Origin of the sequence: Desulfothermobacter acidiphilus, from assembly GCF_052073645.1 — a bacterium.
Taxonomy (GTDB): Bacteria; Bacillota; Desulfotomaculia; order Desulfotomaculales; family Ammonificaceae; genus Desulfothermobacter; species Desulfothermobacter acidiphilus.
Window position 1 is genome coordinate 496093 of record NZ_CM125440.1, and the last position, 18908, is coordinate 515000.

Sequence of the window (18908 nt, forward strand, 5' to 3'; positions counted from 1 at the left end):
CCTATGCTGGAAAAGATAGTTGACCTCCTGGTTCATTATCTCTCACTTACTGGCTACTGGGGCCTAGCCATAGGAATGGCCATTGAGAGCTGCAATATCCCTTTGCCCAGCGAGGTCATCCTTCCTTTTGGCGGGTTCCTGGTATACCAGGGCAAGATAAGCTTTTGGGGAGCGGTCTTCGCTGGAACCGCGGGTGGAACGGCGGGTTCTTTGCTTTCTTACTATTTGGGCCTTAAGGGGGGGCGCCCTTTTCTGGAGCGCTACGGTGGCTACTTCTGGGTTTCCTCCCGGGAGTTAGCTCTGGCCGACGCCTGGTTTGCCCGTTATGGGGAAGCTACGGTTTTCTTCACCCGTTTGCTTCCTGTGATTCGAACCTTTATTTCTTTGCCCGCTGGGATCGCGCGCATGAATGTGGGCCGTTTTCTACTCTACACCTTCTTGGGTTCGCTTCCCTGGAGTATTTTATTGACCTATTTAGGTCTGCGTTTAGGGGAGCATTGGGAGGAAGTTAAGCTCTGGCTGCATAAATACGATGTGGCGGTATTAATTCTCGCGGCGGGGCTGATCTTGTGGTATCGGCAATATAAAAAACGGAGGGGATAGGCGGTGGCGCGGATTATCATCGTAGCCTGCAAGAGAATTCAGGACGTTACCTGTGTTAGCTGTATGAAGTGCTTCAAAGGGATGCGCGAACGCGTTGGGGAATTTGCTCGCTACCAGAACGAACCGTTGGAATTAGTGGCTCTGGGCGATTGCGGCGATTGTCCGGGTTTGGTTATGCCCAAGCTGGTTCTAATCCGCGACTTGGCCAAGTTGCTGGATTCTGATTTCGATGTGGTTCACCTAGGAACCTGTATAGTTAAGGCAACCAAAACCGCCAAGTGTCCCATCGATCTAGAGGCTACTGCCAGGCGCATAAAGGAAATTTTAGGAAAGGAAGTGGTGATAGGTACCCATCCCTGGTAAAACTATCAGGGCGGGGGACAAGATTTGCGGATAGGGATCTTCGCTGATAGTTACCTCCCTTACGTGAGTGGAGTGGTTCGTTCTATTGAGACCTTTCGCTCCGAGTTGAGTGAACGCGGAGTCGAGTTTTTTCTTTTTGTTCCCTGGTATCCATCTTGTACCAAAGAAGATAATATTTATCGCTTTTGGGGAATTCCTGCTCCCACCAATCCTGATTTCATCCTCCCTTTGCCTTTTTCCCCTCGTTTGCCTTCCACCCTCCGCAACCTGAAGCTAGACCTTATTCACATCCACGGTCCCTTCATAATGGGGAGCGCGGGAGCTCGCTGGGCTCGCCGCCTGGGCTTGCCTCTGCTATTCACCTACCACACTCTCTACGAGGCTTACGTGCATTATTTTCCCTGTTTGCGCTCTTGGCTCCAGCCGCTCACTCGCCGTTACACCATCGCTTTTGCCAATCGCTGCGACCTGGTGCTGGCCCCTTCGCAAGCCATCCGGGCTTACTTGCTGCAACACGGTGCGACGGTTCCGGTGGAGGTGCTGCCTACCGGCATACGGATCGACGATTTCCGGGGTGGTGACGGGGTTGCCTTCCGAGCTCGCTTTCAGCTGGCTTTAGAGGACCGGGTCCTGGTTTATGTGGGGCGTCTGGGAGAAGAGAAGAATTTGCGTTTTCTGTTACGTAGCTTTGCCCTAGTGGCGCAGGAGGGCTTGCCGGTGCGCTTGCTCCTGGTGGGGAAGGGCCCGCAGCGCCAGGAACTGGAGCAACTGGCTCGGCATCTAGGGATAGCTGCTCGGGTGGTATTCACCGGCCCCCTTCCTCCGGATCAGGTAAAGCACGCCTATGCTGCTGCTGATCTCTTTGTTATTGCTTCCCTCACCGAAACCCAAGGTCTGGTGGTAGGGGAGGCCAAAGCGGCAGGGTTACCGGTAGTGGCGGTTAGGGCTAGCGGTGTGGAAGAAATGGTGCGCCACGGGATCGATGGCTTCCTCACTCCCTCTGAAGAAAGCGCTTTCGCGGCAGCGATAATTCGCCTCTTAAGAGATCCGGAATTATACCGAAAATACCAGCAAGGGGCTCTTCAAGGATCCGAGGAACTTTCTTCAGTCCGACAGGCCGACCGGTTGTTGGCGATTTACCGACGCCTGGTGCGGGAAAGGAATAAAGACCATGTGGAGGTCACGGATAAGGCCTAACTTGCTGGAAGAAGTGCATCAGCGCCTGCTGCAGCTGATCGAGGTTAATCAGAAGGAAATCATCGGTATTGCCGAAGCCACGGAGCAGGAAGTAAAGGCGCTTCAACGCGAGTTGGAGCAACTGCGCTCTGAGACCCTCGAGGTCATAGAGTTAGTTGATCGCTTGCTGGAAGAGGAACAGCGGGCGCGGCGTCGGCTGGCCGAGGTAAGTTCCGATTTCAGTCGCTATTCCGAAGCGGATATCAAGGAAGCTTACGAGCAGGCGCAGCAATTGCAGTTGGATCTCCTAAGTCTTCGCTCTCGGGAAAAGGTGCTCCGAGCTCGCCGGGACGATCTGGAGCGGACGCTGAAGTTTTTGCTGCTTACCAAAGAGCGAGCGGAAAGGCTGGCTTCTCGGGTAGCCGTGGTTCTCGATTACCTCCGTAAAGATTTGCAAGAACTGAACGATAATTGGCAAAAGATGCTCTCGCGTCAGGATCTGGCTATGAAGGTGCTGGAAGCGCAGGAAGAAGAGCGGCGGCGGATCGCCAGGGAAATCCATGATGGCCCAGCGCAATCTATGGCCAGTGTGGTTTTACGGGTGGAGTATTGCTTGAAATTGTTGACAAAAAAGCCTGAAGCCATGTCTAAGGAGTTGGTAGCGCTGCAGGAATTGGTGCGGGGCTCCTTGCAGGAGGTGCGGAAGATCATCTATGATCTCCGCCCCATGGCTCTGGACGATTTGGGGCTGGTGGCGGCGTTGGAACAATTTCTTGACCATGTCCGGGTGCTGCACCAGTTAGAGGTGGAATTTGTGGTGATGGGAAGCCCCCGGCGTTTGCCAGGACCCCAGGAAGCAGCTATTTTCCGCATTGTGCAGGAGGCAGTGAACAACACCATAAAACACGCGGCGGCCACCCGGGTGATGGTAAAGTTAGAGTTTGTTAACCGCCGCCTGAACTTGGTGGTGAAAGATAACGGGAAGGGTTTTGTGGTGCAAAAGGTTAGCAAGGGGCCCCGAAAAGGCTTTGGCTTGTGGAGTATGAGAGAGCGTGCAGAACTTTTGGGGAGCGAGTTAGGTATCTTTTCTAATCCAGGGCAGGGGACGGTGATTACTCTCAGCGTTCCTCTGGCAGGGGAGGAAGGCGAAAATGGGTCGAATTAAGGTGCTGGTGGTTGACGATCACGCATTGGTGCGGGAGGGTGTGAAGAAGCTTCTTTCGGAAGACAGCCGGCTGGAGGTGGTGGGGGAGGCTGGGAGTGGCCAGGAAGCGCTAGAGCTGGTAGCTCAATTGCCAGTGGACGTGGTGTTGCTGGATATCAGTATGCCGGACATGGGAGGAGTGGAAGTCTGCCGGGAGATCAAGCGCTCACGACCTTCGGTAGCGGTGGTGGCTCTGACGGTGCATGATCAGGAAGAATATTGCCTGGCCATGCTGGAGGCGGGAGCCTCGGGCTACGTGCTAAAGGAGTCCTCAGCTGACCACTTGATTGAAGCCATCATCCAGGCGGCTCGAGGTGGCGAGTATTTATCCCCTCAGTTGGCTGGGAAAATGGTTAAATGGTTCAGTAGGGCGGAAAGCAGGAGGGGTTTATGCGGGCTCACTCCGCGGGAGCGCGAAATTCTACGCCTGCTGGCTTCGGGTTTAAGTAACCGTGAGATAGCGCGCCAGCTCTATCTCAGCGAAAAAACGGTGAAAAACCACCTCACCAGTGTGTTTCAGAAAATAGGGGTAAGCGATCGCACCCAGGCGGCTCTCTGGGCGGTCAAGCGGGGGCTTTTTGAGCTGGAGGTAAACGACTCCGGACAATAAGGCTTTAGAGACCATCTCAGCACTTCCGATCTTGCTTTGTTTACCTGTGCTGCGCCAGTGCCAGAATAATTCCTGGGAATGGTGTTCCCGGGGCAATTGTTTGCTGCTCAGGAGGATTGTGGGGAGCTCATGCCTAAAATAATAAGGTATAGGGCAACAATCGATCCTTGGGTGGTGTAAGATGAGTGCCTACTAGAGTCCTCGAAATTATTAAGAAGCGCTGCTCGATCCGCAGATATAAGGAGGAGCCTGTGCCGCGCGAGCTTTTGGAGCAGGTTCTGGAAGCGGCGCGGTGGGCTCCCTCGGCGGGTAATTTGCAACCCTGGTTTTTTTACGTGATCACCGATCCCGGCCGGTGCCGGTGCTTGGCTGCGGCAGCCTGGGGACAGCGATTTGTAGGCGAGGCACCGGTTTTGATTGTAGCTTGTGCGGAACCCCAGCGTTCCGCCCAGCATTACGGTGAAAGAGGCCGGAGCCTCTATTGCCTTCAGGACACGGCTGCAGCCATTCAAAACCTGTTGCTGGCTGCTACTGCGTACGGCTTGGGAACTTGTTGGGTAGGGGCTTTCGACGAGAACCAGGTACGCCATTGCCTGGGCATTCCTCCCGAACGGCGCCCGGTGGCCATCATTACCTTGGGTTACCCTGAAAGCTGGCCGGAAAAGCGCACATCGCGCCGACCCCTGCACGAGATTGTGAAATATTTGTAGCGAGAAAGCGAGGCCGAGCTCAACTATGTTGTTTGACCTTTACCTTCCTGGGCGAGTACTTTTTGGTCCCGGAAGCACATACCGGCTGGGGGAAGAGGCGAGCCGTTGGGGTCGGAAGGTGCTTCTGGTGACGGGTCGGCGTAGCCTCAAAGAATCGGGCCACTTCGAACGGGTAACTATGCCCTTTGTGGCAGCCAACCTGGAATTTGCCCTTTATGACCGCGTGCCTCCCGAGCCCATGCTGACTACGGTGGAAGATCTCCGCCAGTATCTGCGGCAGGAGCGCATCGAGGTGGTGGTGGCCGTTGGCGGTGGTAGCGTTTTAGACACGGTGAAAGCTGCCGCCGGTCTTTTCCACGAACCAGGGGCAGTGAAGGAATATTTTTACGGAAGGGAGATCACCACGCCCAAACTTCCCTGGATTGCAGTGCCTACCACGGCTGGTAGCGGCTCAGAAGCCACCACCAATGCCGTGCTTAAAGATCCCGAAGGACCTAAAAAACAGAGTTTGCGACATCCTTTTTGGTTGCCGGATGTGGCGGTGATCGATCCTATACTCACCATGTCACTTCCTCGCGAGCTCACCGCTTGCACCGGCATGGATGCTCTGACCCACGCGGTGGAAGCGTATTCCAACCGCTTCACCAACCCTTTCAGCGATGCGGTGAGCCGGGAAGCGGTTCGTCTCATCGTGCAGCATATTTACACTGCTTACTCCGTTCCTCGCCATCGGGAAGCTAGGGAAAGGATGGCGCAAGGTAGCTTTTTGGCCGGTATGGCCATTCAGAGCGCAGGGGTAGGAGCGGTACACGCGCTGGCTCACGTTTTGGGGGCTCGCTATGGTGTAGCCCACGGTTTGGCCTGTGCCTTGCTCCTACCCTATGTTATGGCCTTTAATCTTCCCCTGGCCGAAAATCGCTACGCTCAGCTGGCGGTGGCGGGGGGAGTGGTGCCTCCCGAAACACCGGTCGCGCAAGCAGCCGAGCGCTTGGTCTATTACATCCGTCGCCTGACTGCCAGACTGGGCTTGCCTGCCCGTCTGCGTGAAGTGGGAGTGCCGGAAGCGGAGCTCCCTTTGGTGGCGGAAGAAGCGTTGCAAGCTGGTTCCATTGCCCGTAATCCTCGCCGGGCCTCGCGCGAAGACCTCCTAGCATTGTTGCAGGACGCTTTTTAAGGGTATTCGGGAAAGAGGCGAGCCAAGCGGCGTAGCGCTTTCCGCTTATCGTTCTGTCCCAGCTTGGCCCTCTCTACGGCGCGAGAGAGTACCCGGATGCTGTGCTCCATAAGGGTTTGATTCACTGGGTAAGGTTGGCCGTCCTTTCCCCCGTGGGCGAAAGAGAAGCGGGCCGGATCGCGGTAGCTGAGGGGCGTGCCGTAAATCAACTCAGCAATCAAGCTCAAGGCCCGGAGACCTTGGGTTCCTACCCCCGGAATTTCTAAAAGGGTAATGAAATCGGAAGGTACTTGCTCGTAAGTGCGTAAGAAGACCGTTCGTAGACGCCGCGGGTTGAGGTCGGAAAGCCAGAGTTGGTGCCGGCGCGGCAGAGTGAGGGCTTTGGCTTGCAGCTCGGTTAACCAATGCTCCAGTTGTTCCGGCTGCTCGCGGGTCACGCGGGGCAAGCATTCCCGGGCATCTCGGCTTTCCCTGGCCACCAGATTTAGGACCGCTTCTTCGCGTTGCTGGCTGCATATAGCCGCATGTGGCTCTTCGGCCGGGTTGTGGCAGGCCGAGGAGAGCCAATGGTAGCGGCGTGCCTCCCGGCGCCGGGTGTTCATGCCTTGCTGGACGACTGCCCATTGCCCGCTAGCAGTGAAACAGAAGGTGTGATGGTAAAGGTCGTAACCGTCTTGCAGCGCTCCCTGGTCGATTTTAGCCGCTAGGCGGGAGGCGCGAGCCAGCCTTTCCGGTTGAACCTGGAGATAATGGTGCTCGGCGTAGCGATAGATTTCGTCTGGAGTCTTAAAGCCGGTTTTTCCCTTACCACCGCATATGAAAAGCCCGAGTTCCCCTTCCTGCCCCCGCAGCGCCTCTTTTAGAGCTCCGCAAACGGTGGTGGTGAGACCCGAGGAATGCCAGTCAAAACCCAGGACGCACCCCAAAGACTGAAACCAAAAGGGATCGCTTAAACGCCGCAGCACCCCCTCGGCCCCTTCTTCTAGCGCCAGGAGCTCTATCACCGCTCGTGCTAAGAGCACCATCTTCTCGAAGAGCCAGGCCGGGCAGCGACCGTCGTGCAGAGGCAAATTAGCAATGCCGGTGTGCACCTTTCCCCTCCGTTCTCCAGGCGATGTTTACCTTTAAAGGTTCTCTGCCAAAGAAGCCTTTCCTCCTACAAGTAATCGAGTTGGCGCGGCGCAAAGAGCCACTAAATTTTCTTCGCTCCCTCTTTCATTAACTGGTTTACCCCCTCGACGAAGCGGTACAGTAGCTGGCTGGCCAGATCATCAGCCTGTAAAGGGGTTGGAGCATGGGGTAGGTGGGCATCCAGCAGGCGGTGGCCAAACTCGCACACTGTCTTCCGGGAGAGTAATCCCCACTGGAATTCGTCCAGCATATGCAATAAGGTGGCGGCCAGTGTTACCAGATTCTCCTCAGTTGCCAGGAGATTTAGCCGCTGCAGATAGCTTCCCCGGTCAAACCCTGGCTGAGAAGCCTCTATCCTCCGCCAGAAATCCTCCTCACTAACGCCGTAGCGCTTCAGTCGCGCCAGGAAATTGCGCTGGCGCTGGGGGTTAAGGCCCGTCTGTTTCTCCAGCGCTCGTTTCACCGCCGTTTTTACCGTAACCCCAATAAGTTCCCCCAGCTTGGAGTGGTGGCCGGCGTCGTTACAACATATGGGGCTATCGGAGTGGGCTACTACGGCTATCTGGTCGGTTCCCGAACCGGTAGCCAAACCGCGAGAATAGCAACTGGGGGCCATCAATTCCTGCAGAGCCGCCGTTTTGGCCTCGGTAGCGGTGACCACTGCGCGTACCAGAGCTGGGGGGGTGAGATCGGTGTCCAACAGCAAAATTATGTTGATGGTCCCCCCCACGTAAGTCCACTCCCCTCCCGCCTCGTAGTAGCGGGCCGGGTCACCAGCCCGTCCGCCGTTGACATCGACACCGGCGGTGGCGATGGCTGTGACTTCGATTTCGCGGAAGTTCAGAGTTTCGGTGGCGGCGTTTTCCATATGGGCGGCGGTGAGCAAGCCGATGGATCTTTCGGGATTCAGCCCGAGTTGCTGGGCGGTGTGGGCCAGGTATCCTTGCCAGCTCCCTCCGGGTAGAGTGTGCGGGTCGCGCCCATGAGCCTCGGGCGGGACGTGGTGATTGAAGACAGCCTCGATATCCTCCCGGTAGCCGCCGTTTAGCCGGGAGCAGCTTAGCACTCGGCTTGGTCCGGGAAGGCGCACTACTAGCGAATTGCTCTCCAGGTAGATCCGCGCTTGCTGCTTCTTGGCTGACATAGGCTACCCCTCCAGAGATCTTCTGGATGATAGGATCTTTTCGGCATCCAGGAGGGGTAGTCCTTCCGAGTCGGGTAGAGTTTGGGATTGAGCCTTGCCTTTTACAATTTATTGATAAAAAAAGCGGGGTTTTACGGGTTCATAGCAGTTATCATGTAAATAGCGGGGGTTGGGTTCCCGGACCAAGGACAACTCTGAGTAAAAGGGCGTAAAGGGTTCCCGTTGCGGGTGGCCCGGCTTATAATTCGGAAGGGGTGGTTAACGTGCCGGAAGAAACGACGGCAACGGTTCTTGTGGTGGAAGACGATCGTAACATCGCTGAACTGGTGAGTCTTTATCTGGAAAAGCATGGTTACCGGGTACTAAAGGCCTTGAGCGGGGTGGAGGCGCTGGAGACACTGCAGAGCCAGGCTACCGATTTGGTTATTCTTGACCTGATGTTACCGGGCATCAACGGTTGGGAGGTCTGCCGCCAGATCCGGGCCAAATCCCAACTCCCGGTGATCATGCTCACGGCCAAAGGCGAGCTCCGGGACAAACTTAGCGGTTTTGAGTTGGGAGCCGACGATTATGTGGTCAAACCCTTTGACCCGCAGGAGCTGATCGCGCGGGTTAAAGCGGTGCTCCGCCGGGCGGGTGATACCAGGCCGAAAAAGGTGGATTTACCCGACCTTCTAATCGACCTGGAGAGTTACGTAGTAGAGGTGGCTGGTACCAAGGTAGAGTTAACCCGGCGCGAGACCGAGCTCCTCTATTTCCTGGCCTCCCATCCCGGCCGGGTGTTCACCCGGGAATTCCTATTGCAACGAGTTTGGGGCTTTGAGTTTCCGGGTAATACCCGTACCGTGGATGTCCACGTGAACCGCTTACGGGAAAAGCTGGACGGGCTAAGTAAGTCCTGGCACATTAAGACCGTTTGGGGCGTGGGCTACAAGCTGGTGGTAGGGGAAGATGCGCCGCATATTCAGTAAGGTACTGGTGTTCGGGCTGGGAATCGCTCTTATCAACACCTTGATTTTGAGCCTGGTGTTATCTTCTCTCTTCACTCGCTACTTTTACCGGAATTACAGTTCCCTGCTTATGGAAGCTCTAAGGGAGGGTAAGAATTTCGCAGTAAAGTACCAGAAACAAGAAATCAAGCAGCCGGCTTTTGAGCGAGCTCTGGATTTGATCGATCGATTGGAAGGGGTTCATTTTTGTTTTTTGAGCGCTCAGGGGGAGATTCTTTTTGCCACCGCTCCTCAGATCGACCTGGTTTCTAGCAAGGAGATGCTGGCGTTAGTCAACCAGCATCTCGAAAACAGGGAGTACTATACCACTTTTTTTACTGACCCTCACGATCCTTCGCTGGACATCATAATGGGAGCCACCCGAGTCAACGGTGATACCTTACTGGCCTTTTTCCCCGTGGCTAATATTCAAGAGCCGGTGCATGAGAGCATAATGCTGGTGTGGCTGGCTGCTGCGGGTTCCTTCCTCATATCTATCATACCGGCTTATCTTATTTCCCGCCATTTCACCCGCCCGCTGGAAGACATGGGGCAGCTGGCTCTGCGCATGGGTAGAGGTGATTTTTCGGTACGTTTTCCCACTGCCAGGCGCCAGGACGAGATCGGCCAACTGGCCCGGACGCTTAACGATATGGCGGCGCAGATAGAGGCCATTGACCGGGAGCGGCAAGAGTTCTTAGCCTACGTGTCGCATGAGTTACGCACGCCCCTTACTTCCATCCGTGGCTTCGTCCAGGGGATGCTGGACGGCACCATCCCTGAGGATAAGCAACAAGCTTATTTAGCCCGGGTTTTTAGCGAAACCGAGCGCCTCCGCCGGTTGGTGGACGATCTATTAATGCTAGTCCGGCTCCGCAGCGGTCAGTTTTCCTTCAACTGGCAGCTAACCGACTTGCAGCGAGTGATGACGGCGGTGGAAGAGATTATGTCGCCGCTAGCGGCGGAAAAAGAAGTGGATTTGGAGTTTCACTTGCGAGGGCAGCTACCGGTTTACGCCGATGAAGGAAGGCTGGTCCAGGTCTTTATGAATATAGTAGATAACGCCGTTAAGTTTTCTCCTCCTGGTAAGAAAGTGGTGGTGGAGGCTGAGAAAACAGGGGCTTATCTCCGGGTTAGGGTAACCGACGAGGGCCCAGGGATTCCACCGGAAGATCTACCCCGGATTTTCGATAGCTTTTACTCCGGCAGTACCCGAACTCGCTCGGAACTTAGCACGGGCCTGGGGCTGGCGATTAGCCAGCTCATAGTAGAGAAGCATGGGGGGTATATAAGCGTTCGCAATCGCCCGGAGGGCGGATGCGAATTCACCGTGATTCTGCCGGTAAAGGCGAAAGGGGGTAACCGTGGTGGCACGGCTGGTGTTTCTAACGGCTGAGTATGGCGCGGGGCATACTAGCGCAGCGCGGGCCTTGCTACGGGCTGTGCAACAGCTTTACCCTTCCTGGGAAGGGCGATTAATCAATTTTGTCCACGAGATCAATCCCTGGTTCGATCGTTTTTCCCAACGCTTTTACCTTTCTCTAATTTGCCGGGCACCTTCGTGGTATGGATGGCTATACCATTTGACCGATGCGCCTTGCGAGAAGCGCTATCTCTGGGATCGCTGGGGGAGTAAGACCTTGGCTCGTCTGTGCCGTAGGTTTAACCCGCAGATGCTCGTAGCCACTTTTCCCACTCCCGGGCGGATAGCAGGCGAAATGAGGCTCCGAGGCGAACTATCAATACCTGTTGTAATGGTTATAACCGACCACACGGCTCACAGCGAGTGGGCGCACCCCGGTGTTGATCTTTATCTGGTGGCCGATGAGCAGGTGGCGGAGCGTCTGGAGCAGCGGGGTGTGCAACGGCACCGGATTGCAGTTACAGGCATACCTATAGATCCCGCGTTCACCTCCCTCCCCAGCCGGCAGCAGGCCAAGCGTTTTTTTGGTTTGCCGCTTGAGCTGCCAGTCGTCTTGTTGAGCGGGGGAGGATATAGCCGTACCGCCTTTTTGGAACGGCTGTGCGAGGAGTTAGTGCATCCGCCATTTCCCTTGCAGGCGGTGGTGGTGGCGGGTAAAGATGAGGAGTGGCGGAGCAAGTTGCAAAAACGGTACGGTAACCTTTCCCATTTCCTTCTCCTGGGATTTGAAGAGCGAATGGACTGGCTTATGCGGGCCGTTGATTGCTTGGTAGGCAAGGCCGGAGCTCTGACGTTGGCGGAAGCAGCTGCGGCCGAACTCCCCGTCATAGTTTACCGAGCTTTGCCAGGGCAGGAAGAGGCTAATTTGCGCTATTATTGCCAGGCTGGCAGCGCTTGGCAGCTACCCTCGAGCTCGGCGCTGCGTTCCTTCTTGTGCCAACTCTTTCACGATGGCAAGAGTGAGGCTATGCGGGCAGCGGCTCGCCGCGTGGCGCGTCCCGAGGCCGCCTTGCTGGGAGCGGAGTTGCTTGCTCGCCAATTGCAATCCAGCTGCCGCGTATGCGTAGGGTGAGAACCTTATGGCAGTCATAGTGAAGGGCCCGGAAGGCAAAAAAGCGATAGCTTTGACCTTTGACGATGGTCCTGATCCCTACTACACACCGCAGCTACTGAAGTGTTTGGATCGTTTTGAAGCCCGAGCGACCTTTTTCCCTTTGGCCAGCAAGGCCCGGCGTTACCCTGAACTTATCCGTGCTATTGTGGAAGCAGGGCACGAGGTCGGCAGTCATGGTATGTACCATTTCCCCCTTCTGCTTCGGAGTCCCAGGGGAGCTCGCGCTGAAATCGGCCAGTCGATGGCGGTGATAGCTGAAATAGCCGGGTGCCCGGTGCGTTTTTTTCGCCCGCCGTGGGGGCGTTACCGGATTTCTCTGCTTCCTGTAGCGGCAGAGCTAGGGGTGGATATGGTACTATGGTCGCTAGATAGCTTGGATTGGTTGTGGGGGGTGAACCCAGAGGTTATAGCGACGCGTCTGGGGCGGGCGGCGGCGGGGGACATTGTCCTCTGCCACGATGGTAGTTTTCTACCTCACCGCGCCCGGACAATTTTGCAGGTTTTACCGTTTGCCTTAAAACAAATGCGGGAAAGGGGTTTATCACCAGTGCCCCTGAGTGATTTGATGGAGGGGAGATGAGATGCTTCATTATTGGTTCCTGGCGCATAAGCTCATATTGGCTCCGCTGGCCGCCTGCTGGGTTACCCAAGGAATCAAGAGTCTCCTGGCCTGGCGGCGCGAGCATCGGTGGAGCTGGGAGTGGCTCTATGCCGATGGCGGTATGCCCAGCGCTCACAGCGCCATGGTGTCGGCGTTGGCGGTGGCGGTGGGATTGTGCTTGGGGTTCGATTCGGCCGAGTTCGCTTTAGCGCTGGTCTTCGCTTTCATTGTTTGGCACGATGCCATGGGTGTGCGCCGCGTCGCAGGTAAGCACTCTCACCTATTACGGGAACTAGTGCAGCGAGAAGAACTGGAAACAGCGGAGAGCGACCTCCCCCGAGGACCGGTGGGGCATACCCCTCAGGAAGTCCTCGTGGGTGCCTGCATTGGGGCCTTGGTAGCTTTTTTTCTTCTGGGTCATGGACACCTGGTTTGGTATTTAGCCAAACGCTGGGGAGCGGTGGTTTGTCATTCCCGGGCTGTTTTTTAGTTAACGTTGTGCCTGGGCAAAAAACACTAGATTTTTATTTCCCGTGGTCGTAACCTTGATTAGGGAAGGGACGATAATTTAATGGTAAAAGCCATTAGCGGGGAGAGGAAAACTAATGCGGAACTTGGTGAATTATTTGGGTATGGTGGGCAATGGCGAAACGGTAGCCCTCATTGACGCGGAGGGTAGCGTTTCCTGGTTCTGCGCCCCTCGCTTCAATAGTTTACCGGTTTTTGCCTCCGCCCTAGATCCCTACCGGGGCGGATTTTTACGGCTGCAATTTCCAGCAGAAGCTCGGGTGGTATATACCGGGCACGATTATTACGAGCGCACCAACGTTCTCCAAACTTTCTTTAGAGGCGCGGGATTTCACGGTGTAATCACCGATTTCATGCCTTGGCAGAGAAATGCTCTGGTGCGGCTGATCCGCCTGAAAAACGCCACCGCCCATCCGCTCCACCTCGCTATAGAAGTGGAGGCGGTGCCCATTCGCACTTCTATGCGCCCTTTTGTTCGCCGCCAGGAGGGTAACGCCTTTCTTATTTACGACCGGGATATGTGCCTTTTTTTGCTGCTGAAGGCGGCTAAAGATACCTTGGACTTTCCTCGCATAGAATTCTCCCTGCCCCCCGGAGGCGAAGAGGAGCTTCGCCTGGTCCTGGGGTATGGGCGGGATCGGGCCGAGGCGGAGGAGAGCGTGAGCTACGCGTGCGAGGCTACCCTGGGAGAAACGGTGCGCTTCTGGGAGCAGTGGCTAGAACCAGCCCGGGTACCCACCTGGATCGATGCCCGTTTGGCCAAGGCCTACTACCGTAGCCTCTTAGCCATGAAGCTCCTCATCCACCACCGTTCCGGAGCTGTTTTAGCTGCTCCCACTGCCTCCTTCCCGGCCACGCCTGGAGGGAAGGAAAACTGGGATTACAGGTACTGTTGGATTCGAGACGGTTTTCTAACCGCCATGGCTTTCGACGAGGCAGGGCTGCATCAAGAGGCCCGTCGCTTTTACAATTTCATCTTACCCTTGCAGAGTCCCGAGGGTAATTGGCCTCACCCGCTTTACACCATAGATGGCACCATCCCTGGCGAAGTTGAGATCACCGACCTCGAGGGGCCCAACGGTGAGAAGCCTATCCGCTTTGGCAATGAGGCCGCTACCCAGTTGCAACTGGACAACGAAGGAAGCTTGCTCGTAGGTTTGTGGCGGCATTACGCCCTTACCCGGGATCGGGATTATCTGCGGGAGTGGTGGCCAGCCTTGCGCCGGGCTGCTTTTTGGCTGCGACGCAATTGGTTCCGTGCCGAGCACGGAATTTGGGAGTTCCGCGAGCACGAGAGCCAATGGACATACGGCAAAGCGGTAACCTATGGCGGACTACTGGCCGCAGCTCGCCTGGCGCAGGAATTAGGATACTACCAACTCGCTGCCCTCTGGCGGGGAGCAGCTTACCAGATGCAAAGCGAAGTAGTACATTACTCCTGGTCAGAGAAGCGTCAGGCTTTTACCCAGCTATACGACGACGATTCCCCGCTGGACATCTCGGTCCTGGCTCTGGTTTTCCACGGTCTCGTGGCTCCCCGTGACCCCAGAATGATCAAGACTGTGTCCGCCTTGGAAGGGGGGAGCCGGAGCTGCATTATCTATCGCGCTGTGGCCCGCTACGAATGCGCCATTTTACCCTTCGCTTTGGCACAACTATGGCTGGCTCAGTACCACCTAAAGGCGGCCAATTTGCACCGCGCTTGGGAGCTCACGGACATGTTGCTTAACAACGCCACCTCGCTCTATCTCTGGGGAGAGCACTTTGACCCGGAGACGGGGAAGCAATGGGGCAACTTCCCTCAGACCTTTGTCCACGCGGAGTTCGTCCGCACCGTCTGGGCGTGGCAGCGGGCTATGTCGGGCAGAGCTGAGCGAGTAGTTGCCGGAGAGCTTCAGGCCCAGCGAGGCTGAAGGTGGAGGGGGGGGCCTGGGTTCCTATCCCTATGCTTATTCCCTGGTTTTCTTCCACTAACCGGAAGGCAGGGGCATCGCCGGTATCATCGCCGCAATAGACGGGGAAAACTTCACCTGCTTCCGCCAGCAAACGCGCCACGGCTTCTCCTTTGTTTAAGCCGGCGGGCAGCGCTTCCAACACCTGCTTGCCGGGGCATAGTGTCCATGAGGGGAGCAGGGAACGGACTTCAGCCTGAGCTCTTTCCTTTACCTCCTGGGCTTCCGCCGGGTCGGCCAGGCGGTAATGTAGGGCCAAGGCGTATCCCTTATCTTCCAGCAGAAAGCCCTTCTTGCCGGCGATGAGACGGCTTAATCGCGCATAGCACAGTTCCTTGCCCTCTCGTTCTTCGGGGCTTAGCGGGTAGCGCCAGAGCTCTTGCCCGGCTACCTGCACCTCGGCTCCATGGCAACCAGCCCACCCCCAGATGCTAGGAACAGGGAGAAAGGTGCGCAATTCGCTCAATTTTCTCCCGCTAACCAGGGCCACCCGGTAATGGTGCCCCACTCTTTCCAGAAGCTTGAGCAGGGCTTTGTCCGGGCGGGCCTGGTCGGGAGTGGCGGTAATGGGCACCAACGTGCCATCGTAATCCAGAAGTAGAAGCAACTGAGGGCAAAACCGCCGCAAGCGTCCTAGCAGGTCCTTCACGGAGTAGCCACCGAGCACTCAGCCTGGTGCTCTAAAGCGATCCTCAGGAAACTCCTCACCCAGGCATTAGCGGTCCAGCGAGTGACCTTTTGGCGCAGGGCCTGCAAGCGTTGCCGCTGTTCCTCAGCGGGCATCTCCAAAGCCTGCACCATTGCACTAACCAACTCCTCTTGGTTGTAGGGATTTACTAACAGGGCCTCTTTGAGGTGGCAGGCGATTCCAGCTAGCCGGCTCAACACCAACACCCCATTCCTTTCACCTTTGGTAACCACATATTCTGCGGCCACCAGATTGAGCCCGTCGCGCAGAGGAGTAACCAGAGCCACATCGGCTGCCAGGTAAAAAGCCGCCAATTCCTCCTGAGGTAACGAACGGTAAAAATAACGCACCGGCGTCCATGCAGGAGTGCCAAAGCGACCGTTGATCCTTCCCACCAACGCTTCCACCTTGCGCCGGAGCTCCGCATAAGGGCGGATCTCATTGCGCGTGGGCACAGCGATCTGCACCAAAGTAACTTTACCGCGATATTGTGGGTATTGCTCCAACAAACGTTCAAAGGCCAGCAGTTTGTCAGTTACCCCTTTGGTATAGTCTAGACGCTCTACCCCCAGCAACAATTTCTCCCCGCCTATTTGCTGGCGTATAAGCTGCGCTTGCGCCTCCAGGTTTTCCTCTTGGCCTAATGAGGCAAAGAGTTCCTGGTTCACGCCCACTGGAATGGCCCGGACCTCAATCACCCGACCCTGGTAAAAGATCAGCTTACCTCCGGGCAACAAAGTGGCCTCGGTGAAACTGTGAACGCACTGCAAGAAGTTATCCACATACTTGGGTATGTGGAAAGCGATTACATCAGCTCCCAACATCCCTTCTATTATCTCCCTGGTCCAGGGAATGACTTCCCAGGTGTCGGGGCTGGGAAAAGGAATATGCCAGAAGACCCCGATTTTCGGCCTCTCCTGAGCAAAGCTGTGCTGGCGCAGCAATCGGGGCACCAGGGCCAAGTGATAATCGTGTATCCAAATTAGGTCCGCCTCTTGGCTCACCCTTCGGGTTAGGTTGGCAAATTTGTGGTTGACTTCCCGATAACCTGTCCACCAGGAGGAGTCGATCACGCACTTCTCTATGAAATTATGGCAGATGGGCCACAATACCTGATTAGCGAAACCTTCGTAGTAAGATTCCACCTCTTGGCGGGTAAGCGGCACCTCCAGCCAACGCAGGTTGCCTTCCTGGTGGGTGATGCCGGTTTCTTTCCCAGAGGCGTACCTACCACCCCACGCTACCCAAGTGCCGGCGGCGCTGCGGAAAAGAGGAACAATAGCCGATACTAACCCACTTACCGCCCATTGCTTTTTAACTCCTTCCGCCGTTTCCTGGAATGCGAAGGGGCCACGGTTCGAGACTATCACCAACCGCACCTTAGAAGGAGCACGTAGAGCCAGAGTAGCCATTGCTTTGGGATCCCTCCTTTTTGCCTTGCAGGAACAATAAAACCCGCTTCCTACCGCAGGGGTAAAAAGCGGGTAAAATAGCCATTGCGCTATTCAATAGCGCTGGTTACTTTCCACGCTTACGAGGTTAGCTGACGGGTTCGGGCTGAAAGCTAGCCCTACCTGATCTAGCAACCAGGATTCACCCCACAGATTGGGTCCCCCGCTCCCCCCCCGCCGTTAAGGGAGAATTCAGCGTTCTACCATACACTATGCCGCTGTCGAGCTTCATTTTAACATAAACTGCCGCAATGTGCAAGGGCGATTTGGAAAAAATTGTGTTAGGTTTTGATTAAGAGAGCGGAGCTGGATTTCCTTCCTGCAAGCAACGTGAAAGGCCGGTTTTCCTGTTTTTACCGTTACCCAAATCCAACTCTTGGTTAATCGGAGCCTTACCTAAGTAAAGAAGTGGCGGTGACAAAGCCTAAACCGTAGATTATACTTTTCAGTAAGGAAGGAGTCGCGTCGTAGGTGGTGGGAAGCTTGCAAGGTGACATTGAAGAGTTCTTACAGCAAAAGCGGTGGGCCGTGGTGGGGGTATCGCGAAACCCCGAGAAATATGGGCACCGGGTCTACTTACAGCTTAAGCAATTGGGTTATGATGTTTATGCTGTCAATCCTAATTGCTCCGAGATAGAGGGGGAGCCTTGCTTCCCTTCCCTTAGCGCTTTGCCGGTGGTTCCCCAGGTGATAAATGTGGTGGTACCGCCAGAGATTGCCGTTCAAACAGTAAAGGAAGCTATCGCTTTGGGCATCAAGCGCATATGGCTGCAGCCCGGTTCGGAGTCGGATGAGGCTTTGACCCTCGCTGATAAAGCGGGGGCCCTCACCATTGACGGCCAATGCGTTTTATCACTTAGCAGGCCGCAGGAGGGATAGCACCATGGAAATGGGTAACGACATGAGGGTTAGCGTTAGCGTCCGCGAGTTGCCGGCCACTAAAGTAGCCTATCTTCGCCGCAAAGGCGATATGGCTATCCTGCCGCTCGCCGTCAGCGAGCTCCAGGAATGGATTGTTGCTCAGGGGCTGAGCATCACCGGGCCGGTGATCCTAGTGTATCTGAGTAATCCAGCAGGGATGCCGGTTCCTTTTCGCGAGTGGGAGGTCCAAATCCCTGTTGCGGGGGAGGCAATGGTCGCTGGAGAAGAGGATCGAGGCGTAAAGGAGATTCCTCCCCGTCAGGTGGCTTGCGTGGAGCATCGGGGCAGTTACCGCACCATCGAGGCGCTTTTGCCCCGCTTTTTTCGCTCCCTTTACGAGCAAGGCTACCGCCTAGAGGGCCCAGCGGAAGAGGAATTTCGCGAACCGCCGGTGGGGGAGATCTCTTTCACAACGCCCAGTGAAGTTCGGTTTCCTATTGCCTTCCGCTTGCAGAAACATTAAAATAATATTGGAAGCGCGCGACGGCGCGTCTCGCAGGTAGGTGAAGAAAGCCCCTTGACGCGAGACAAGTGGATATGCTAAGATAGGCGTTGCGTGCGGAGCGAGGCGATCTTTGAAAACTGGATAGTGGTAAGGGAAAGAGGAGCAAGGATTGACCTCAAGTTGAGAGCGTTTAAGCTTTTAACGGAGGGTTTGATCCTGGCTCAGGACGAACGCTGGCGGCGTGCCTAACACATGCAAGTCGAGCGGGCCTGTTAAGGCTTTAAGTCTTGGCAGGTTTAGCGGCGGACGGGTGAGTAACGCGTGGGCAATCTACCCAGGAGACCGGGATAACCCTGGGAAACCGGGGCTAATACTGGATACGCTTAGGCTAGGGCATCCTAGTTTAAGGAAAGGTGGCGTGAGAGCGCTGCCGCTTTTGGATGAGCCCGCGTCCCATCAGCTAGTTGGTGGGGTAATGGCCCACCAAGGCTACGACGGGTAGCCGGCCTGAGAGGGTGGTCGGCCACACTGGGACTGAGACACGGCCCAGACTCCTACGGGAGGCAGCAGTGGGGGATCTTCCGCAATGGGCGCAAGCCTGACGGAGCGACGCCGCGTGGGGGAAGAAGGCCTTCGGGTCGTAAACCTCTGTCGTGGGGGACGAAGCCATAGGGGGTTAAC

At 56.0% G+C, this 18908-nt stretch carries 19 protein-coding genes, 1 rRNA gene and 1 riboswitch (1 of these 21 running past the window's edge); of the genes, 16 read left to right on the plus strand and 4 right to left on the minus strand.

The genetic code is table 11. From position 1 onward, the window contains the following. Window positions 1–3: 3 nt before the first annotated feature. The 7 genes from ACTLLP_RS02580 to ACTLLP_RS02610 all read left to right on the plus strand — a co-directional run bounded on the left by ACTLLP_RS02580 (window position 4) and on the right by ACTLLP_RS02610 (window position 5840). The gene (locus ACTLLP_RS02580) at window positions 4–603 is read left to right on the plus strand and encodes a DedA family protein (protein WP_441060455.1); all 600 of its coding nucleotides are present in this window, start codon (window positions 4–6) and stop codon (window positions 601–603) included. A 3-nt stretch (window positions 604–606) separates the two neighbouring features. Beyond that, window positions 607–966 (plus strand): CGGC domain-containing protein, encoded by a 360-nt coding sequence (locus tag ACTLLP_RS02585; RefSeq protein WP_441060456.1) that lies wholly within the window; start codon window positions 607–609, stop codon window positions 964–966. Between the two features lie 24 nt (window positions 967–990). Next, window positions 991–2163, plus strand: coding sequence for a glycosyltransferase family 4 protein (locus tag ACTLLP_RS02590; RefSeq protein WP_441060458.1), 1173 nt, complete (start codon window positions 991–993; stop codon window positions 2161–2163). Then, window positions 2138–3307, plus strand: coding sequence for a sensor histidine kinase (locus ACTLLP_RS02595; RefSeq protein WP_441060460.1), 1170 nt, complete (start codon window positions 2138–2140; stop codon window positions 3305–3307). Before ACTLLP_RS02590 ends, ACTLLP_RS02595 begins: the two co-directional genes overlap by 26 nt. Continuing rightward, window positions 3294–3956 carry a response regulator gene (locus ACTLLP_RS02600; RefSeq protein WP_441060462.1) on the plus strand — a complete coding sequence of 221 codons (663 nt, stop codon included), beginning with the start codon at window positions 3294–3296 and terminating at the stop codon, window positions 3954–3956. The genes ACTLLP_RS02595 and ACTLLP_RS02600 overlap by 14 nt, the downstream gene beginning before the upstream one ends. A gap of 251 nt (window positions 3957–4207) precedes the next feature. After that, window positions 4208–4666 (plus strand): nitroreductase family protein, encoded by a 459-nt coding sequence (locus ACTLLP_RS02605; RefSeq protein ID WP_441060464.1) that lies wholly within the window; start codon window positions 4208–4210, stop codon window positions 4664–4666. 25 nt (window positions 4667–4691) lie between these two features. Then, window positions 4692–5840 carry an iron-containing alcohol dehydrogenase family protein gene (locus ACTLLP_RS02610; protein WP_441060466.1) on the plus strand — a complete coding sequence of 383 codons (1149 nt, stop codon included), beginning with the start codon at window positions 4692–4694 and terminating at the stop codon, window positions 5838–5840. Here ACTLLP_RS02610 and ACTLLP_RS02615 read toward each other — a convergent pair. After that, window positions 5837–6931 carry a DUF763 domain-containing protein gene (locus ACTLLP_RS02615; RefSeq protein WP_441060468.1) on the minus strand — a complete coding sequence of 365 codons (1095 nt, stop codon included), beginning with the start codon at window positions 6929–6931 and terminating at the stop codon, window positions 5837–5839. The two genes, ACTLLP_RS02610 and ACTLLP_RS02615, sit on opposite strands and share 4 nt — an antisense overlap. 101 nt (window positions 6932–7032) lie before the next feature. Then, complete coding sequence (locus ACTLLP_RS02620; RefSeq protein ID WP_441060470.1) at window positions 7033–8115, minus strand: adenosylcobinamide amidohydrolase; 1083 nt, start codon at window positions 8113–8115, stop codon at window positions 7033–7035. A gap of 263 nt (window positions 8116–8378) precedes the next feature. Between ACTLLP_RS02620 and ACTLLP_RS02625 the strand changes: the two genes are divergently transcribed. From ACTLLP_RS02625 to ACTLLP_RS02650, 6 genes are all read left to right on the plus strand, one after another. Then, window positions 8379–9086 (plus strand): response regulator transcription factor, encoded by a 708-nt coding sequence (locus ACTLLP_RS02625; protein ID WP_441060472.1) that lies wholly within the window; start codon window positions 8379–8381, stop codon window positions 9084–9086. Next, window positions 9067–10500, plus strand: a complete 1434-nt coding sequence (locus ACTLLP_RS02630; RefSeq protein WP_441060474.1) for a sensor histidine kinase — start codon at window positions 9067–9069, stop codon at window positions 10498–10500. The genes ACTLLP_RS02625 and ACTLLP_RS02630 overlap by 20 nt, the downstream gene beginning before the upstream one ends. Then, complete coding sequence (locus tag ACTLLP_RS02635; protein WP_441060476.1) at window positions 10472–11599, plus strand: MGDG synthase family glycosyltransferase; 1128 nt, start codon at window positions 10472–10474, stop codon at window positions 11597–11599. Before ACTLLP_RS02630 ends, ACTLLP_RS02635 begins: the two co-directional genes overlap by 29 nt. A gap of 7 nt (window positions 11600–11606) precedes the next feature. Next, on the plus strand, window positions 11607–12221 hold the full coding sequence (locus ACTLLP_RS02640; RefSeq protein ID WP_441060478.1) for a polysaccharide deacetylase family protein: 615 nt from the start codon (window positions 11607–11609) through the stop codon (window positions 12219–12221). A 1-nt stretch (window position 12222) separates the two neighbouring features. Next, the gene (locus ACTLLP_RS02645; protein ID WP_441060480.1) at window positions 12223–12732 is read left to right on the plus strand and encodes a divergent PAP2 family protein; all 510 of its coding nucleotides are present in this window, start codon (window positions 12223–12225) and stop codon (window positions 12730–12732) included. 115 nt (window positions 12733–12847) lie between these two features. Continuing rightward, window positions 12848–14683 (plus strand): glycoside hydrolase family 15 protein, encoded by a 1836-nt coding sequence (locus ACTLLP_RS02650; protein WP_441060482.1) that lies wholly within the window; start codon window positions 12848–12850, stop codon window positions 14681–14683. Here the strand turns inward: ACTLLP_RS02650 and otsB are convergent. Further along, a complete protein-coding gene (gene otsB / locus ACTLLP_RS02655; RefSeq protein ID WP_441060484.1) occupies window positions 14625–15371 on the minus strand; it encodes a trehalose-phosphatase in 747 nt (248 codons plus the stop codon). The two genes, ACTLLP_RS02650 and otsB, sit on opposite strands and share 59 nt — an antisense overlap. After that, complete coding sequence (locus tag ACTLLP_RS02660) at window positions 15368–16822, minus strand: alpha,alpha-trehalose-phosphate synthase (UDP-forming) (protein ID WP_441060486.1); 1455 nt, start codon at window positions 16820–16822, stop codon at window positions 15368–15370. The genes otsB and ACTLLP_RS02660 overlap by 4 nt, the downstream gene beginning before the upstream one ends. 102 nt (window positions 16823–16924) lie before the next feature. Beyond that, window positions 16925–17069: riboswitch (cyclic di-AMP (ydaO/yuaA leader) on the minus strand. Between the two features lie 275 nt (window positions 17070–17344). On the opposite strand from ACTLLP_RS02660, the gene ACTLLP_RS02665 reads away from it, so the two are divergent. The 3 genes from ACTLLP_RS02665 to ACTLLP_RS02675 form a co-directional block, all read left to right on the plus strand. After that, entirely contained in the window at window positions 17345–17740 is a 396-nt protein-coding gene (locus ACTLLP_RS02665) for a CoA-binding protein (RefSeq protein WP_441060488.1), read from the plus strand. Between the two features lie 4 nt (window positions 17741–17744). Further along, window positions 17745–18245: a GyrI-like domain-containing protein gene (locus ACTLLP_RS02670; RefSeq protein ID WP_441060490.1), complete on the plus strand. Its 501-nt coding sequence runs from the start codon at window positions 17745–17747 to the stop codon at window positions 18243–18245. A gap of 180 nt (window positions 18246–18425) precedes the next feature. Beyond that, a 16S ribosomal RNA gene (locus tag ACTLLP_RS02675) occupies window positions 18426–18908 on the plus strand (it continues 1096 nt past the right edge of the window).

What these genes read in the sequence shown, in the direction of transcription:
- ACTLLP_RS02580 (WP_441060455.1), top strand. Translation starts at nt 4, where the DNA reads ATGCTGGAAAAGATAGTTGACCTCCTGGTTCATTATCTCTCACTTACT.
- ACTLLP_RS02595 (WP_441060460.1), top strand. Translation starts at nt 2,138, where the DNA reads ATGTGGAGGTCACGGATAAGGCCTAACTTGCTGGAAGAAGTGCATCAG.
- ACTLLP_RS02600 (WP_441060462.1), top strand. Translation starts at nt 3,294, where the DNA reads ATGGGTCGAATTAAGGTGCTGGTGGTTGACGATCACGCATTGGTGCGG.
- ACTLLP_RS02610 (WP_441060466.1), top strand. Translation starts at nt 4,692, where the DNA reads ATGTTGTTTGACCTTTACCTTCCTGGGCGAGTACTTTTTGGTCCCGGA.
- ACTLLP_RS02620 (WP_441060470.1), bottom strand. Translation starts at nt 8,115, where the DNA reads ATGTCAGCCAAGAAGCAGCAAGCGCGGATCTACCTGGAGAGCAATTCG.
- ACTLLP_RS02630 (WP_441060474.1), top strand. Translation starts at nt 9,067, where the DNA reads ATGCGCCGCATATTCAGTAAGGTACTGGTGTTCGGGCTGGGAATCGCT.
- ACTLLP_RS02640 (WP_441060478.1), top strand. Translation starts at nt 11,607, where the DNA reads ATGGCAGTCATAGTGAAGGGCCCGGAAGGCAAAAAAGCGATAGCTTTG.
- ACTLLP_RS02645 (WP_441060480.1), top strand. Translation starts at nt 12,223, where the DNA reads ATGCTTCATTATTGGTTCCTGGCGCATAAGCTCATATTGGCTCCGCTG.
- ACTLLP_RS02650 (WP_441060482.1), top strand. Translation starts at nt 12,848, where the DNA reads ATGCGGAACTTGGTGAATTATTTGGGTATGGTGGGCAATGGCGAAACG.
- ACTLLP_RS02660 (WP_441060486.1), bottom strand. Translation starts at nt 16,822, where the DNA reads ATGGCTACTCTGGCTCTACGTGCTCCTTCTAAGGTGCGGTTGGTGATA.
- ACTLLP_RS02670 (WP_441060490.1), top strand. Translation starts at nt 17,745, where the DNA reads ATGGAAATGGGTAACGACATGAGGGTTAGCGTTAGCGTCCGCGAGTTG.